This window comes from Metapseudomonas resinovorans, from assembly GCF_002003485.1.
Taxonomy (GTDB): Bacteria; Pseudomonadota; Gammaproteobacteria; order Pseudomonadales; family Pseudomonadaceae; genus Metapseudomonas; species Metapseudomonas resinovorans_D.
On sequence record NZ_BDMA01000075.1, the window covers coordinates 12,720 to 27,955 of the forward strand.

General features: G+C 61.0%; 18 protein-coding genes. 8 read left to right on the plus strand and 10 right to left on the minus strand.

What is annotated here, in order from left to right:
• Positions 1-27 precede the first annotated feature (27 nt).
• A complete protein-coding gene (locus tag MnOB_RS20925; RefSeq protein ID WP_077526145.1) occupies positions 28-1,380 on the minus strand; it encodes a heavy metal sensor histidine kinase in 1,353 nt (450 codons plus the stop codon).
• On the minus strand, positions 1,380-2,060 hold the full coding sequence (locus MnOB_RS20930) for a heavy metal response regulator transcription factor (protein ID WP_077526146.1): 681 nt from the start codon (positions 2,058-2,060) through the stop codon (positions 1,380-1,382). Before MnOB_RS20930 ends, MnOB_RS20925 begins: the two co-directional genes overlap by 1 nt.
• Before the next feature lie 164 nt (positions 2,061-2,224).
• On the opposite strand from MnOB_RS20930, the gene queF reads away from it, so the two are divergent.
• Positions 2,225-3,058 carry an NADPH-dependent 7-cyano-7-deazaguanine reductase QueF gene (queF, locus tag MnOB_RS20935; protein ID WP_077526147.1) on the plus strand — a complete coding sequence of 278 codons (834 nt, stop codon included), beginning with the start codon at positions 2,225-2,227 and terminating at the stop codon, positions 3,056-3,058.
• Positions 3,059-3,101: 43 nt separating this feature from the next.
• On the opposite strand, the gene MnOB_RS20940 is transcribed toward queF, so the two are convergent.
• The 3 genes from MnOB_RS20940 to MnOB_RS20950 form a co-directional block, all read right to left on the minus strand.
• Entirely contained in the window at positions 3,102-3,365 is a 264-nt protein-coding gene (locus MnOB_RS20940) for a DUF4404 family protein (protein ID WP_077526148.1), read from the minus strand.
• Positions 3,366-3,497: 132 nt separating this feature from the next.
• Positions 3,498-4,238, minus strand: coding sequence for an HAD superfamily inactivated hydrolase PcrP (locus MnOB_RS20945; RefSeq protein ID WP_077526149.1), 741 nt, complete (start codon positions 4,236-4,238; stop codon positions 3,498-3,500).
• 55 nt (positions 4,239-4,293) lie between these two features.
• On the minus strand, positions 4,294-4,713 hold the full coding sequence (locus MnOB_RS20950; RefSeq protein WP_077526150.1) for an acyl-CoA thioesterase: 420 nt from the start codon (positions 4,711-4,713) through the stop codon (positions 4,294-4,296).
• Positions 4,714-4,818: 105 nt separating this feature from the next.
• Here MnOB_RS20950 and MnOB_RS20955 point away from each other — a divergent pair, with 105 nt between their 5' ends.
• On the plus strand, positions 4,819-5,520 hold the full coding sequence (locus MnOB_RS20955; RefSeq protein WP_077526151.1) for an MlaA family lipoprotein: 702 nt from the start codon (positions 4,819-4,821) through the stop codon (positions 5,518-5,520).
• A 70-nt stretch (positions 5,521-5,590) separates the two neighbouring features.
• Here the strand turns inward: MnOB_RS20955 and MnOB_RS20960 are convergent, their stop codons facing one another.
• The gene (locus MnOB_RS20960) at positions 5,591-5,890 is read right to left on the minus strand and encodes a PilZ domain-containing protein (protein ID WP_077526152.1); all 300 of its coding nucleotides are present in this window, start codon (positions 5,888-5,890) and stop codon (positions 5,591-5,593) included.
• Positions 5,891-6,106: 216 nt separating this feature from the next.
• Here MnOB_RS20960 and rssB point away from each other — a divergent pair, with 216 nt between their 5' ends.
• Together rssB and rssC are read left to right on the plus strand one after the other, a co-directional pair.
• Positions 6,107-7,291 (plus strand): two-component system response regulator RssB, encoded by a 1,185-nt coding sequence (rssB, locus tag MnOB_RS20965; protein ID WP_077526153.1) that lies wholly within the window; start codon positions 6,107-6,109, stop codon positions 7,289-7,291.
• Complete coding sequence (rssC, locus tag MnOB_RS20970; RefSeq protein ID WP_077526154.1) at positions 7,288-7,770, plus strand: anti-sigma factor antagonist RssC; 483 nt, start codon at positions 7,288-7,290, stop codon at positions 7,768-7,770. The genes rssB and rssC overlap by 4 nt, the downstream gene beginning before the upstream one ends.
• A gap of 65 nt (positions 7,771-7,835) precedes the next feature.
• Here rssC and tal read toward each other — a convergent pair whose 3' ends face one another.
• Positions 7,836-8,762 (minus strand): transaldolase, encoded by a 927-nt coding sequence (tal, locus tag MnOB_RS20975; RefSeq protein ID WP_077526155.1) that lies wholly within the window; start codon positions 8,760-8,762, stop codon positions 7,836-7,838.
• Positions 8,763-9,047: 285 nt separating this feature from the next.
• Here tal and MnOB_RS20980 point away from each other — a divergent pair, with 285 nt between their 5' ends.
• A complete protein-coding gene (locus MnOB_RS20980; RefSeq protein WP_077526230.1) occupies positions 9,048-9,434 on the plus strand; it encodes a helix-turn-helix domain-containing protein in 387 nt (128 codons plus the stop codon).
• On the opposite strand, the gene dusA is transcribed toward MnOB_RS20980, so the two are convergent.
• The 3 genes from dusA to MnOB_RS28905 all read right to left on the minus strand — a co-directional run bounded on the left by dusA (position 9,404) and on the right by MnOB_RS28905 (position 11,041).
• Entirely contained in the window at positions 9,404-10,414 is a 1,011-nt protein-coding gene (gene dusA, locus MnOB_RS20985; RefSeq protein WP_077526156.1) for a tRNA dihydrouridine(20/20a) synthase DusA, read from the minus strand. The genes MnOB_RS20980 and dusA overlap by 31 nt on opposite strands.
• Positions 10,415-10,710: 296 nt before the next feature.
• Positions 10,711-10,899 (minus strand): YgiT-type zinc finger protein, encoded by a 189-nt coding sequence (locus tag MnOB_RS28660; RefSeq protein WP_107504112.1) that lies wholly within the window; start codon positions 10,897-10,899, stop codon positions 10,711-10,713.
• Complete coding sequence (locus tag MnOB_RS28905; RefSeq protein ID WP_158713840.1) at positions 10,865-11,041, minus strand: helix-turn-helix domain-containing protein; 177 nt, start codon at positions 11,039-11,041, stop codon at positions 10,865-10,867. The genes MnOB_RS28660 and MnOB_RS28905 overlap by 35 nt, the downstream gene beginning before the upstream one ends.
• 875 nt (positions 11,042-11,916) lie before the next feature.
• Here MnOB_RS28905 and MnOB_RS28910 point away from each other — a divergent pair.
• The 3 genes from MnOB_RS28910 to MnOB_RS21010 all read left to right on the plus strand — a co-directional run bounded on the left by MnOB_RS28910 (position 11,917) and on the right by MnOB_RS21010 (position 15,104).
• A complete protein-coding gene (locus tag MnOB_RS28910; protein ID WP_158713841.1) occupies positions 11,917-13,269 on the plus strand; it encodes a YncE family protein in 1,353 nt (450 codons plus the stop codon).
• 541 nt (positions 13,270-13,810) lie between these two features.
• Positions 13,811-14,740 carry a malate dehydrogenase gene (locus MnOB_RS21005; RefSeq protein ID WP_077526161.1) on the plus strand — a complete coding sequence of 310 codons (930 nt, stop codon included), beginning with the start codon at positions 13,811-13,813 and terminating at the stop codon, positions 14,738-14,740.
• Between the two features lie 22 nt (positions 14,741-14,762).
• Complete coding sequence (locus MnOB_RS21010; RefSeq protein ID WP_077526162.1) at positions 14,763-15,104, plus strand: YciI family protein; 342 nt, start codon at positions 14,763-14,765, stop codon at positions 15,102-15,104.
• Positions 15,105-15,236: the final 132 nt, after the last annotated feature.

The window sequence follows — 15,236 nt, forward strand, 5'->3', positions numbered from 1 at the left end:
CGCGCCACATGGCGCGCCTTCTGCGTTTCAGGGGGTTGGAAATTCGAGGATGAAGCGCGTCCAGCCGTTGGCGGATTCACAGCGGATTTCGCCGCCGTGGGCGCGCACGATGGAGCGGGTGATGGCCAGACCGAGGCCGGCATGCTCGCGGCCTTCGCGTTTTCGTGCGGGGTCGGCACGGAAGAATCGGTCGAACAGGCGCGGCAGCAGTTCAGGGGGAATGCCTTCGCCGCTGTTGGCCACGGTCAGGCGCAACCCATGGGGGGCGCTGGCCAGTTCCAGTTCGATGCGGCCGCCTGGCGGGGTGAAGCGCAGGGCATTGTCCAGCAGGTTGGAAAGGGCGCGGCGCAGCATTTCCCGGTCGGCATTCAGCTGTCCCGTGCCACGGCGATGCATGGTCACCCGGGACTCCTCGGCGAGGGGGCTGAAGTAGTCCAGCAGTGCGTCCAGTTCGCCGCCCAGGTCCAGTGTCTTCTGGTCGGTGGCCAACAAGCCGTGTTCGGCCTTCGCCAGGAACAGCATGTCGCTGACCATCTGCGCCAGGCGCTGGAGCTCCTCCAGGTTGGAATGCAGCGTCTCGCGGTACTCATCCGCCGGGCGATCCTGGCTGAGAATCACCTGGGTCTGCGTCAGCAGGTTGGACAGCGGTGTACGCAGCTCATGGGCGATATCGGCGGAGAAGGCCGAGAGCCGCTGGAAGGTGTCGTCCAGGCGCGCCAGCATGGCGTTGAATGCGCGTACCAGCTCCACCAGTTCCGGCGGGACCTGATCGTCTGCCAGCCGCGCGGTCAGGGAACTGGCCGACACCCCGGCGGCCACTTCGGCCATGCGGTGCAAAGGGCGCAGGCCGCTACGTGCGGCCCAGGCGCCCAACAGAGCCGTGGCCAGGGCGGAAAGTCCCACGGTGAGCCAGATCAGCCGCTGCATGCGTTCGAGGAAGTGCTGGTGATGGGTGATATCCAATGCCAGCGACAGGCGCGGCGAGTCCGGGTCATCTGGTCGCACGGGCGCGCTGTACACCCGGTAGTCGATGCCATCCTGCTGCCAGTCATGCAGCCCGTCACGCCCCGGTGCGCGCAGGCCGTCCGCGCTGTTGAACCAGTAACGGCCGTCGCGACCCTCCAGACGCAAGGTAAGGTCCGGATGCAGGCGCAATTCTGCCTGCAAGGCGTCCAGCCGGGTCGCCAGTGCGTCGGGGTCGTTCACGTCGCTGACCAGGGCGCGAAACGCGGTCATGCGAATTTCCAGCAACTGCTGGTCGAGTTCGACGAAGTGCGCTTCGCTGGCGCGGCTGAAGAGGACGCCGGCAATCAGCGAAACGGCGGCCGTGCATGCGGCGAAGAGCAGGCCCAGGCGGGCGGTGAGGGAGAGTCCGCGCATCAGCCTTCGCGCGCCTCCAGCACGTAACCCATGCCGCGCACGGTATGGATCAGCTTGGTGGGGAAGTCGTCATCGAGCTTTGCCCGCAGTCGGCGGACGGCGACTTCGATGACGTTGGTGTCGCTGTCGAAATGCATGTCCCAGACTTCGGCCGCAATCAGCGTCTTGGGCAGGACCTCGCCCTGACGGCGCAGGAGGAATTCCAACAGGGCGAACTCCTTGGTCGTCAGATCGATGCGCCGACCACTGCGCTCGACCCTTCGACTCAGCAGGTCCAGGCGCAGGTCGGCGAATTCCAGGCTGGTTTCCTGTGGGGCGCTGGCGCCGCGGCGGAGCAGGGTGCGCACACGGGCGAGGAGCTCGGCGAACGCAAAGGGCTTGATCAGGTAATCGTCGGCGCCCAGTTCCAGGCCGTGGACGCGCTCGTCCACCGCGTCCCGCGCGGTCAGAAACAACACCGGCACCTGCAGGCCGGCCTGGCGCAGGCTGCGCAGTACCTGCCAGCCGTCGAGGCCGGGAAGCATCACGTCGAGGACGATCAGGTCATAGCTCCCCGCAAGTGCCAGGTCGCGGCCTTCCAGCCCGTTGGTGACGAGGTCCGCGGTCAGGCCGGCCTCAATCATGCCCTGGCGCAGGAACTGGCCGGTCTTGGGTTCGTCTTCGACTATCAGTAGCTTCATGGTGGGCTCGTCGCTTGGGCTGCCGCGTTATACCGCGCCTTTGGACGCGCGGGGGCAAGCTGACAAAGTTGTAATGCAGAAGCGCCGTTGGTGCCTTGGATTTTTCAGCAACCGCGCGGCTGTATACAATTGCGCGATTTCCGCACTTTCAGGTCAACCCGCCCATGCAACACCCCGCCGAACACTCGCCGCTGGGCAAATCCAGCGAGTACGTGAGCACCTACAGTCCTGAACTGTTGTTTCCGATCTCCCGCGTGACCAAGTGGACCGAGCTGGGCTTGACTGCCGCGACCCTGCCGTATCAGGGCGTGGATTTCTGGAACTGCTACGAGCTGTCCTGGCTGACGCTGTCCGGCAAGCCGGTCGTGGCGATCGGCGAGTTCGCCATCCCCGCCGATTCGCCCAATATCATCGAGTCCAAGTCGTTCAAGCTGTACCTCAATTCTCTGAACCAGTCCGTCTTTGCCAATGCCTCCGAGCTCGAGCAGGTACTGGCGCGGGATTTGAGCGCGGCGGCGGGCGCTCCGGTGGCCGTACGCGTGCGCAGCCTGGTCGAGGTGGAGGCCGAAGGTGTCGCGGTTTCGCCGGGTGTCTGCATCGACGAGCTGGATATCACCGTCGACCGTTACGAACACCCGCAGCCCGAGCTGCTGCGCGCCGAAGCTGGTCAGCAGGTGGACGAGGCGCTTCACAGTCATCTGCTGAAGTCCAACTGCCCGGTCACTGGCCAGCCGGACTGGGGCACGGTGGTGGTGGAATATCGCGGATCGAAACGGCTGGATCACGCCAGCTTCCTGGCCTACCTGGTGAGCTTCCGCCAGCATGCCGACTTCCATGAGCAGTGCGTGGAGCGCATCTTCCTTGACCTCAAGCGGCTGCTGGCGCCGGAAATGCTGAGCGTTCATGCGCGATATGTGCGCCGTGGCGGCCTGGACATCAATCCTTATCGCAGCACCCATCCGGTACAGACTGACAATCGCCGCCTGGTGAGGCAGTGACGAAAACCCCGACGCGAAGTCGGGGTTTTGTTTTGTGGTGGGGCTAGATGCCCATGTTCGCGAGACTTTGCATGATGTTGCGCAAGGTCCCGGCAAGGGTGGGGTGACGGGTTTCGAAGCGCTCGACGGCCAGGTTGACGCCGTCCACCAGATTGGCGTCCGGCGCCATGGCAGCATCCTGTGCCAAGCGCAGTTCAATTTCCTGCATCAACTCGATCAGCGATGCGCGTTCCTCCGCATCCAGCGGCGGTTCCTGGGCCAACTGGTCGCGCAGTTGTTGCAGTTGCTGCTGCAGGCGTTCAGGCATGTCTTTCTCCCTTTGCGAATGTCTCAGGAGTGGACCCTCTGAGGAGTTCAAAGGTCCCTCATGCCTTAGAGATTAATCCAGGCAGGGCGGACCTGCCTGATTCGGATCAAGTCTGAAACAAAAGTGCGAAGGTCAGGGTTTCTCGCCCTTGTCTCGCCGGTAGGCGAGGTCTGCGAGGCAGGGCGCCAGCTCGCCCAGGTGGTCGATCACCGAATGGGCGCCGAGGCGATACAACTCCAGCGTTGCGGTGGCACGCAGACGGTCGCGCTCTGCGCTATCAAGGGCTTGCCAGTCCGCCGGTGCCAGCCCGCACAAGGGGCCGCTGGCCGCGAGGCCGATGGTCCAGAGCCCGGCGTTCAATCCCGCCTCCAGGAGACGTGGATTGGCGCTCACCAGCACACAGCCATCGAGGCGCGGAACTCCAAGCCCTGCCAGCGCTTGCCAGCAACTGTCGGGTGCCGGCCAGGGGCGCGCGCCATCGGTTTCGCTGCCCTTCACCCAGGCGGGGAGGGGCGCGGCCAGACGCCAGCTGGTCGGAGCGGGTAGCTCGTCGAGCCAGGCACAGGGCACTCCATTGCTGTCCACTAGGGCAGCCAGCTCGTCGAGGTCAGTGACGGCTTCGGCATGCTCCCCGGCGGCGTCCAGTAGCAGTTGCTGGAAATCCTGGTACAGCGTTTCGCTGGCTGGCGCTCCCAACGCATGGTCGAGGGCGGCCCGTGGCGAAAGGCTGGCAGCTTCGAACAGGCGCACGGGCGGGCAGTCCGGCAGCAGCCGGCCCAGGGCGAGGGGAAGGGTGCGGGCACCGAAGTCCACGAGACAGCCGGAGAGGCCGAAGAGGAGGGCGGTGAAGGCGGGCGGTTGGCTTTGGGGCATCTGCGTCATCCTGACGAGGTCTGGCGCAGGCTAGCTGGCCCGGATGACAGCGAGGTTACTGCCGCTTGCCTGCCCCCATGGCCAGGCGCAGGTCATCTGGCACCGGTACCGATCTGTCGGTTGCATGATCGATCCAGACCAACTTGCAGTAACCCTCGCCATAGAGCGTCGCCGGGTCTTCCAGCGTGCTCAGGCGATGCTCCACCACCAGGCTACTATTGCCCACGGCACCGGCGTAGAGCTCGATCACCACGGTGGCCGGATGCACCACGGGCTTGAGGTACGTATGCAGCGTCTGCAACACGACGGGGCCTTGCGGCACGTTGTTCATCTCGATGCCCAGATCCTTGAACCAGGCGACCCGAGCTTCTTCCAGGTACTGGATGTACAGGGTGTTGTTGACGTGTCCGTAGCTGTCCATGTCACCCCAGCGAACGGGGATGTGAGCAACATGAAGCAAGGTTTTCTCAGGCATGCTAGCAGTTCGCTATGCTGTCCAAACGAGGCGATGGCCTTATACTGCGCGCCTTCTTAGGGCGGCGGCGGGCCGCCACACTACTTTTCTCAAGGAGAGTCTGCAATGCAATTGATCGGCGCTCGGTGGCTCGATCGTCTGGGCCGCGTACTGGCTTGTGTCGCGCTGGCTGTAGTGCCAGTCGCTGCGAACGCCGCGGAGGAAGATCCTTGGGAGGGCTTCAACCGCGCAATGTTCCGCTTCAACGACACCCTCGACACCTATGCGCTGAAACCGGTTGCCAAGGGCTATCAGGCCGTGACGCCGCAGTTCCTCGAAGATGGCATCCATAACGTCTTCAACAACGTCGGTGATGTCGGCAACCTGGCCAACGACCTGTTCCAGGCCAAGTTCCACAATGCTGGTGTCGATACCAGCCGCCTGGTGTTCAACACCACCTTCGGCGTGCTGGGCTTCTTCGACGTGGCCACGAAGATGGGCCTTCAGCGCAACGATGAAGACTTCGGCCAGACCCTCGGCTACTGGGGCGTGGGCAGCGGTCCCTACCTGGTCATCCCGTTCCTCGGTCCGAGCACCGTGCGCGATGCCGGCGGCAAGGTTCCGGATGGGTTCCTCGAACCGTACCCCTACATCGACCATGTGCCGACCCGTAACGTCACCCGCGCCGTCGACGTGGTGGATACCCGCGCCAATCTCCTGTCCGCTGAAAAGCTGATCAGCGGCGACAAGTACATCTTCATTCGCAACGCCTACCTGCAGAACCGCGAGTTCAAGGTCAAGGACGGCGAAGTCGAGGACGATTTCTGAGTCTCGGCCAGAATCAGCGGCACAAGAAAGGCGACCCCGGGGTCGCCTTTTTCGTTTCCGGCTGTTGCGCCTAACGTAGATCCAGGATGGCCAGCCCGAGAATGAGACTACCTTTCGTGCCCTCGCCGACCCGAACCACTTCGGCGTCGGCTTCCAGTCCTTTGAGGGAACTGTGCTCGGAAGGAATGAGTACCCGAACGCGATCTCCCACGCTGAGTTCGGCACTCACTTCGAGCTGCATGCCGCTGCTGGAAAGGTCCAGACAACGGGCGGGGGACTGTTGCCCGGCGTGCTCCAGGATGGCTTTGCTCTGCACCTGCATCCTGATGAAATCGCGCTTTTCGCTGTAGTTGCGGTCGTCCAGGCTCACGCGCTGATCCTCCTGTCGTCATGGCGTGGGGTCGAACCCCTTATAACTTCCAGCGATTTTGGGTGCAAAGGCAGAGTTCGACTCGCGGCGCAAGCTTGAATCGCCCTGCGGATGGGAGTACCGTCTGCGCCGTAAAGCGAACCCCCGTACTCGTGCTCGGGCCTTAGGTCGGGTGCTACAACAACCCATCCCTGGCGCCGTTTGCCTGGATACTCCATGCACAATCCCAGTGCCAAGCTGCTGATTATTGATGACGACGAGGTAGTACGCGCAAGCCTCGCGGCCTATCTGGAAGACAGTGGATTCAGCGTTCGGCAGGCCAGCAACGGCCTGCAAGGGCTGCAGGTTTTCGAGCAGGAGCGCCCGGATCTGGTGATCTGCGACCTGCGCATGCCCCAGGTCGATGGCCTGGAGCTGATCCGTCGCATTTCCGAGCTGGAAGCAGAAACCCCGGTTATTGTGGTCTCCGGCGCCGGCGTCATGAGCGATGCGGTCGAAGCCCTGCGCCTGGGGGCTGCGGATTACCTGATCAAACCCCTGGAAGACCTGGCTGTTCTCGAGCACTCGGTGCGCCGTGCCCTCGATCGCGCACTCCTGCGCCTCGAAAACCGTCGTTACCGCGAGAAGCTGGAGTCGGCCAACCGCGAACTGCAAGCCAGCCTGCACTTGCTGCAGGAGGACCAGAACGCCGGGCGTCAGGTACAGATGAACATGCTGCCGGTGACGCCCTGGGAAGTGGATGGGCTGCGTTTTGCCCACCAGATCATTCCGTCGCTGTACCTTTCTGGAGACTTCGTCGACTACTTCCGCGTGGATGAACGCCGGGTGGCGTTCTACCTGGCGGACGTGTCGGGCCATGGTGCTTCCTCGGCATTCGTGACCGTGCTGCTCAAGTTCATGACGACGCGCCTGCTTTACGAGTCCCGGCGCAATGGCATGTTGCCCGAGTTCAAACCTTCCGAGGTGTTGGGGCACATCAACCGTGGCCTGATCAACACCAAGCTGGGCAAGCACGTGACCATGCTGGGTGGCGTGATCGACGAGGAAATTGGCCAACTGACCTACAGCATTGGCGGGCATCTACCGTTGCCGGTGCTCTACAGCGAGGGCAAGGCCACCTACCTGGCCGGCAAGGGCCTGCCAGTGGGGCTGTTCGAAGAGGCGAGCTATGATGACCGAGTCATCGACCTGCCGTCGTCTTTCAGCCTGACCTTGCTCTCCGACGGGATCCTGGACCTTTTGCCAGGGGATACCCTCAAAGATAAAGAAGCCGCGCTGCCAGAGATGGTGTGTGAGGCAGGTGGCAGTCTGGATGGCTTGCGACAAGTATTTGGGCTGGCCAGCCTGGGCGAGATGCCGGATGATATCGCCTTGCTGGTGTTGAGCAGGAACCTTGCATGAGTACCGGTAAAATCCAGTTTGCCGAGCAGGAAGGGACATTCGTCCTGAAGTTCGTCGGAGAAATCCGCCTGACCCTGTGTTCGGCCCTGGATGCGACCATTGAAAAGATCTTCTCGGCGCTGAATTTCTCGGCGATCGTGATCGATCTGACCGAAACCCAAAGCATCGACAGCACCACGCTCGGCCTGTTGGCCAAGCTGTCGATCCTTTCGCGGCAGAAGGTGGGGCTGTTGCCCACGGTAGTGACCACCCATCCCGATATCACTCGGCTGCTGCAGTCGATGGGGTTCGACCAGGTGTTCAACATCGTCGGGACGCCAGTGCCTTGCCCGGAATGTCTGGAGGACCTGCCTCCGCAGGATCAGACCGAGGATGTGGTCCGCACCAAAGTGCTGGAAGCCCACCGCATTCTCATGGGGCTAAACGAATCCAACCGTGAAGCCTTCCACGACCTGGTCAGCGCTCTCGAACGCAGCTGATCCGTCGTTTCTTTTCCCGCAAATGAAAACGCGCGCAGCCCGCAAAGGCTGCGCGCGTTCGCGTTTCAGCGGCGCGAGGCGAGCAGGGCTTCCAGCTTCTCCTGGTCGCGTGCGAACAAGCGGATACCTTCGGCCAGTTTCTCGGTGGCCATGGCATCTTCGTTGAACTGCCAGCGGAAAGCCGTTTCGTCCAGCACAACGCGGGCTTCTGCGTCGTTTCCCGGCGCCAGGTTGCGTTCGAGTGCACCCTGATCATCCGCCAGCTTCTGCAGCAGTTCGGGACTGATAGTCAGGCGGTCGCAACCTGCCAGGGCCTCGATTTGGCCCAGGTTGCGGAAGCTCGCCCCCATTACCACGGTCCGGTAGCCATTGGCTTTGTAGTAGCGGTAGATGCGCGAGACGGACTGTACGCCCGGATCCTCGTCGCCAACGTAGTCGCGGCCTTCGGCTTTCTTGTACCAGTCGTAGATGCGGCCGACAAAGGGGGAAATCAGGAATACGCCCGCATCGGCACAGGCGGCTGCCTGGGCGAAATTGAACAGCAGCGTCAGGTTGGTCTGGATGCCCATGCGCTCCAGCTGTTCGGCGGCACGAATGCCTTCCCAGGTGGACGCGATCTTGATCAGCACGCGTTCACGGCCGATGCCGGCCTCCTCGTACAGGCCGATCAGACGTTCGGCTCGACGCAGGGTGGCATCGGTATCAAATGAGAGACGGGCATCCACTTCGGTGGAGATGCGGCCCGGAATCACCTTGAGGATTTCCTGGCCGACGGCTACGCCAAAGCGGTCGCAAGCCAGGCCCAGGTCAGCGCCGGCTGCGGCGACTGCGTTGTCCAGAAAGTCGGCGTAACGCGGCATGGCGGCGGCTTTCAGCAGCAGTGAAGGGTTCGTGGTCGCGTCGACCGGCTTCAGGCGGGCGATCGCATCCAGGTCGCCGGTGTCGGCAACGACGGTGGTGTACTGCTTGAGTTGGTCCAGCTTGGAGGTCATGGCGAAACCTTGTCGTGGCGGATGGACTGACCTTACCCGAGCCGCAAGGGCTGCTCAACGGGGGTGTAAGGGCTTTTTCACAGGCTATCGACCTGCCCATATCAACAGACTCGGAAAAGGGGGCTACAGGTTCCCGAGCGAAAAAGATTTCGCATTTTTATTGCGGTTTTTTCGCGCTCGTCCGTCTTCTTCTATAAGACCCCGAAATTTTCGGGAAACAGGCCGGCAGGAGATTCGGCCAGAGGTTCTGCATTACGCAGGCCATTGATCAACAGGGAGATATTCATGCGAGTACACGCCTTGCTCCGGGCCAAGCCTATTGTCCCGCAGCACATCAGCCTGCAGGTCGAGAGGACTCTCCCGAGCCTTGAACAACGCCAATTGCGGCAGATGCTGCAGCAGGCGGGGCTGAAGACCAGCATGCCGCGCCTCAAGGTGCTGGAGATGCTCTGCCAGGCTTCCCTCGAAGACAGTGACATTTCTAGTCGGCTTCTCCACGAGCGCCTGGTTGACGCGGGCGAACCGCTGTCGCTGGTCAGCGTTCGCCAGGTGCTGGGAAGGATGGTGGACAGTGGCCTGGTGGCCGCCCGGGGCAGCAGCCGCTATTGCCTGGCGCCGGCCTGGGAAGCCGCGATCTCGGCTCAGCGACCGCGCAGCAGCTCGGCGGCCTGATCCAGCAGCGCCAGAGGGTCGGCGGTCTTGTGCACGTCGACCGACAGCAACTGGCGGAAGCGCCGGGCACCAGGGAACCCCTGGCCCAGACCAAGGACATGGCGGGTGATGTGGTGCATCACTCCGCCTTCCTGGATGTGGCGCTCGATGTAGGGACGCATGGCCTCGAGAGCCTCCGCGCGACTGATCTGCGGGGCCGCGCCGCCGAACAGCGCGGCATCCACCTCTGCGAGCAAGTACGGGTTGTGATAAGCCTCGCGACCCAGCATCACGCCATCGAAGGTCTCAAGGTGGCTGCAACATTCATCCAGTGTCTTGATCCCACCATTGAGGATGATTTCGAGGTCCGGGAAGTCCTGTTTCAGCTGTGCGGCCACGTCATAGCGCAGCGGCGGGATGTCGCGGTTTTCCTTCGGTGAGAGGCCTTCCAGGATGGCAATGCGTGCATGCACGGTGAAACTGCGGCAACCGGCATCGCGCACCTGGCCGACGAAGTCGCAAAGCTCGTCGTAGCTGTCACGGCCATTGATGCCGATCCGGTGCTTCACCGTGACCGGAATATCTACCGCATCCAGCATCGCCTTCACACAATCGGCCACCAGCGCGGGATGCCCCATCAGGCAGGCGCCGATCATGTTGTTCTGCACGCGGTCGCTGGGGCAGCCGACGTTCAGGTTCACTTCGTCATAGCCCGCCTCCTGGGCCATCTTCGCGCAGGCAGCCAGGTCCGCCGGCCCACTGCCGCCCAACTGCAGCGCCAGCGGATGCTCCGCCTCGTCGTGACGCAGGAAACGCTCATGGTCACCATGCAACAGCGCACCAGTAGTCACCATCTCGGTGTAGAGCAGGGCATGCCGGGAGAGTTGGCGCAGGAAGAAACGACAGTGCCTATCAGTCCAGTCCATCATCGGCGCAACGGAGAAGCGGCGGGACAGGGCAGGGCGCGTGGTTTGGGGCTGGAGGGCGTCTAGAGCGGTCATTCGAAAACGTCTGATTTGAACCTGTTTGGGCCCCTTTCCGACTATTCCCGCAGACCCAGTGCCAACTTTTAGCACTGGGTTCATGGGATTTAGCACTGCAGGAAAGAATGGGCACGATCACACGGCGGAAGAACAAGAGCGGAGAGGTGATGTACACCGCTCAAATCAGGCTGCGCCGGCAAGGGCGCATAGTCTATCAGGAAACCCAATCCTTCGATTTCAAGCAGACAGCCCGCGCCTGGTTGCTTCGAAATGGGTTTGAGTTGTTTACGTACTGCCTCGGCCAGTTCCAGGTTTCAGGGGTGAACATTGATCTGTTGCCGGGCCAGCTTCATCGCGAGCATGACTCGTTTGGATTCCGCTGGACCTGTAAAGGACTCACCGCATGTGCTGCACCAATCCGCCTCTACGTTGGGGATGGTGGCGGGGCCCGTGCCTGGCATTGAGGGCTTAGGCCACCGGGAAGAACACGCTTGGCTCCACATGGAAGCGCTTTGACAGCGCCTGGATATCCGCGCTGCTCAGGGTGCGTTTGCCATTGAGGGTGCGGGAAACCACGGACTTGTCTCCGAGCTCTGGCAGGTCGGAGCCGGTGAGGTGGTTCTGCTCCATCAGGAACTTCAGCATCTGCACGCCGGTGATGGCCTCCCCGCCGGCATTGAACTCGGCGAACTGGGGGGCGGTGTCCTCAAGATCATAGAGCGAGGGGGCTAGTTCCCGGATGGTAAAGGGGCAAGCAAGAACCGCAAGCCAAGGGCACTGGTTTCTACAGAGAGCTAACCATCAAGATGGCCATGGAAGTATTCACCTAGACAGAACTCGTGCCCGCGCTATTGGGCGTGATAATTGGCTCCGGAATTACATGGAGAATGATGCACTGGTTCGATAGACGGTGGAATGCTGCAGAGCTTTATGCTCAGTTCTGCAGTTCCGAAATGGAACGCGCCCGGCACGATGCGGGATGTTTCCTTATGCGTAATGTTGCTGAGGATGAACCTGTATCCTTTGAAGATATGCGCTCGGAAGTGTTTAGCGAAGAACATTTCTAATGTCACTGGTTTAATTGGTTTTTGGGAGAGAGCAGAGGGCTACATTGCCTTTCGTTACGTTGATCGCGCTTTCACACACTCGTTGCTCTCCAACTTCTTTCAAATCCAAGTGCGCCAATGCCTGCGGAGCTTCTGTGCGATTTGCGAGGCACAAGACGCTCCTCCCTATTGCCGCTGGATTACCAAAATTAGGAAACTGGAATCTCGTTGGGATGCGCGCGTGGACGAGGAAACGGCTGGTTGACTTCAGTTTCCAGCGGATGGTTTGGCAAGGATAGAGTTAAGAAAGTAAATCTTTCCCATTTTTCGATGTCCCCTTTTTCCTGCCTTTTTCCCTGATTCTGCAAAGAACTCTTGGAGATTTCTGATATCGCCATTGTGTTCAATTGAGTAGTGGGTTCGATCTACACTCTATTCGCCTTTTAGTTATGAGGCGCAAAGAGGGCAAGAAAAATGAACAATATATGCCGAAATTGTCTAGCTGTCCCGTTACTCGCGCTAGCCTTTATGGGTGAGGTGGAAGCACGAACGCTGGGTGTAACCACCGATCGCCTATCAAGTCAGGCAATAGTGTTTGATGCTGATACAAACACTGTCATCGGTACTGTGCCAATCAATGGAAGTCCCCTTGATGTTGTTATTGAACCAAGACAGGGTAAGGCCTTTGTCTCTGATATCTTCCGGATATGGGTCATTGACCTGACCGCCTCGCCACCAAGGCTTGCAGGTGGAACCAACCCGATACCGGTGGGCACGTTTCCGCTCGATCTGGCGCTGAGCGCGGATGGTCGTTTCCTGCTGGCGTCTCCCAGTGGATCACCGTTTCCGATTTCAGTAGTGGATACCGCGACCCAGACTGAGCTCAATACCTTTGGCTCACCCACCTTGGATGCCTCGGCAGTAGCAGTCTGCAATAACGGATCCGTACTGGTGGCTGGGTTCAATCAAAACAGCTTCCGGCGCCTGACCCTGAGTGCCAACGGTGTGCTGACGGATACGGGAGATTCACAAAGTTACCTACAACCGTACAACGTGATCTGCACGTCGAACTCGGCTTTCGGCATAACCGTATTTGCTACTAATCAGATTGCTTCTGCTTCCACAACCGGATTGGCATTATTGTCTGCGCTGAATACCACTGGGTTGCTGTCCATTTCCCTGGTGACCAATCCTGCCGAGACCGTGGTTTACGCCCGCTCTGCCGATGGAGGGTTTGTGGATGCCTTTGGTTTCAGCCCGACTACCGGCCTGTTAGGTGCAAGACTTTTCATCATTCCGGTGGCGCCCATCAGCGATTTTCTCGGAGTTGAAAGCTTGGCCATGTCGCCGGATGGCTCACGCTTGTATGTCCCTGAGCTGCAATCGGTGGGGGTCTATGACGCGAACAGCGGTGCGCTGATTCGGACGATCACCGATCCCGCACTTTTCCAGCCGATGGGGATAGCGATTGCCGAGATTGCTATTACGCCGATCAAAATCGATGTCGTGCCGGGCAAGAAGGTCAACGAGGTTAACCTCAAGAGCAATGGTCCGCTCGGTGTTGCCATCCTGGCCGACAAAACTCTACGCGCCAGCGATATTGATGTAGCCAGCGTCAGGCTCGGGCGCAATGGCGCGAAGGAATTGCACCAACGGGCGCACCTGGAGGATGTCGACAACGACAAGGATCTTGATCTGTTGCTGCACTTCGACATTCAGGCAGTAGGCTTTATCTGTGGCGACACTGCCGTGACGTTGACGGCGAAAACCAAGGCTGGTCAGCAGCTAACCGGTTCCGACTTGGTGAAAACGGTTGGGTGCCGATAGGCCCTATTGTAAAAGCGCTGCGCAGGCTTTCTCTCAAGGTCTGCGCAGACACTGGAGAAAAGAGGAGTCTTCTCTGCTCTTGCTGTCATCGCCGCTGGCTTCGTAGACAGACCCGCAAGCCTGCTTTGGGTATGGCCGCTTGTGATGCGTGCTGCCGGATATGGAGGGCAAGACCGTGCGGGTTGGCCGACCGGGAAAAAGGAACCGGCGGATCACGTGATCCCGCACACAACCTACGACCCCGCCAAGACCGGCGACAGTGCCGGCTTGGAGGTGGTGGTGCCAAAATCGCCGGCATGCGGTGATGAAGGAGGGCCGCCGCCGGCGCTGCTTCCTTGGTCATCAGCTCAGGAAGCCACTTCCTGTCCCTCTGGCCCGGACCAGGTCGACCAGAGCCCAGCAAATGTCGGCAGGGGAGATGGGCTGGGGCCAGCGCTGCCCATTAACGACGGCTTCGGCCACCTTCGGGTGGCCGTTTTGCATTAGCGGGTAATACTTCTCTGCAAAGGTGGGCGTGTCGCGCGCTGCCGGGAGGTGTGAGGTGAACAAGCTATCAATTGTGGGTGTCGGGATGGTGGGTGAGGCGGCGGCTCAGATCATCGCCCGGGAAGAGTTCTGTCGTGAGTTGATGATGATTGATGTGCAGGGTGACTTGGCAAAGGGCAAGGCGCTGGACGTCTGGCAGGCGGCCGTTGAGTCAGGTTCTGACACCCGGGTTTACGGCGGGTCCAATGCCGAATTGCTGCAGGATTCTGACCTGGTGGTGATTACGGCAGGTGTGCCCCGCAAGCCTGGCCAGTCGCGCCAGGATGTATTGAGCATCAATCTGCCAATTATCGACGGCATCATGCTGGATATTAATCGTCATGCTCCGGCGGCGACGGTGTTGGTGGTGTCGAACCCGGTCGACGTGCTGACCTATCGGGCTTGGAGTCTAAGTGGGCTGGGACGCGACAAGGTGTTCGGGCAGGCGGGGGTGCTGGATACAGCGCGCATGAAGTGTTTCATTGCCGAGGAGACAGGGTTTTCTGCTCGGGATATTACGGCGCTGGTGCTGGGAGGGCATGGCGATAGCATGGTGCCGCTGATGCGCTACTGTGCGGTCGGTTCGGTGCCGCTATCTCACTTCCTGTCCAGTCAGCAGATAGAGCGGATTGTGGAGCGCACACGCCAGGGTGGCGGCGAGATTCTGGGTTTGAAGAAGGTGGGGAGCGCCTGCGATGCGCCGGGCGTGGCAATAGCACAGATGGTGGATGCCATCGCCAATGGGCGAAACAGCATTTTGCCGACGGTCGCGATCCTCGAGGGCGAGTACGGGCGAAAAGATATTGCCATGGGCGTCCCTTGTGTGCTGGCAGATGAGGGGGTTGTGCGGGTGATCGAGTTGCCTCTGGATGCGCAGGAGCAGGCGATGTTCGACCGCTCTGCAGATCAGGTGGCGCGCGATATTGCTGAAATGAAAGCTTTGTGAGCGGGCCAGAAGAAAACACACCATGGCCAAATACCTGATCTCCTTCCCCAGCGCGGCGATGGTCGTGCCCGAAAGTGAGTTGGAGGAGGTGGGCCGCGACGCGCATGCCGTGATCGACGAGGCGAAGGCCGCCGGCGTCTACGTCTTCGCTGGCGGCATCGACGAAAATGTGCCGCCCGCGCTCGTCTCAGCTGACGGCACGGTCGCCGATGGCGGCTACCCGTGGGCGCCCCCGCTTGACGGCGGCTTCACTGTGCTCGAACTGCCTTCGCGCGAAGAGGCCGTTGCATGGGCCGCGCGTATTGCAAAGGCCTGCCGCTGCGATCAGGAGTTGCGCGTCTTCGGGTTCGCCCCGGAGTCCTGACGGTGGTCGGTGCGGCCTAGCAGTTCGTCCAAGCCGACGCCGTTTCGCGGCGCGGCTTAACTCACCTCTCTGCAGCTGGCGATCCAGCAGGAGCTGTCGCAAGACACACTGGATTTGTATGCAGAGAGGAGG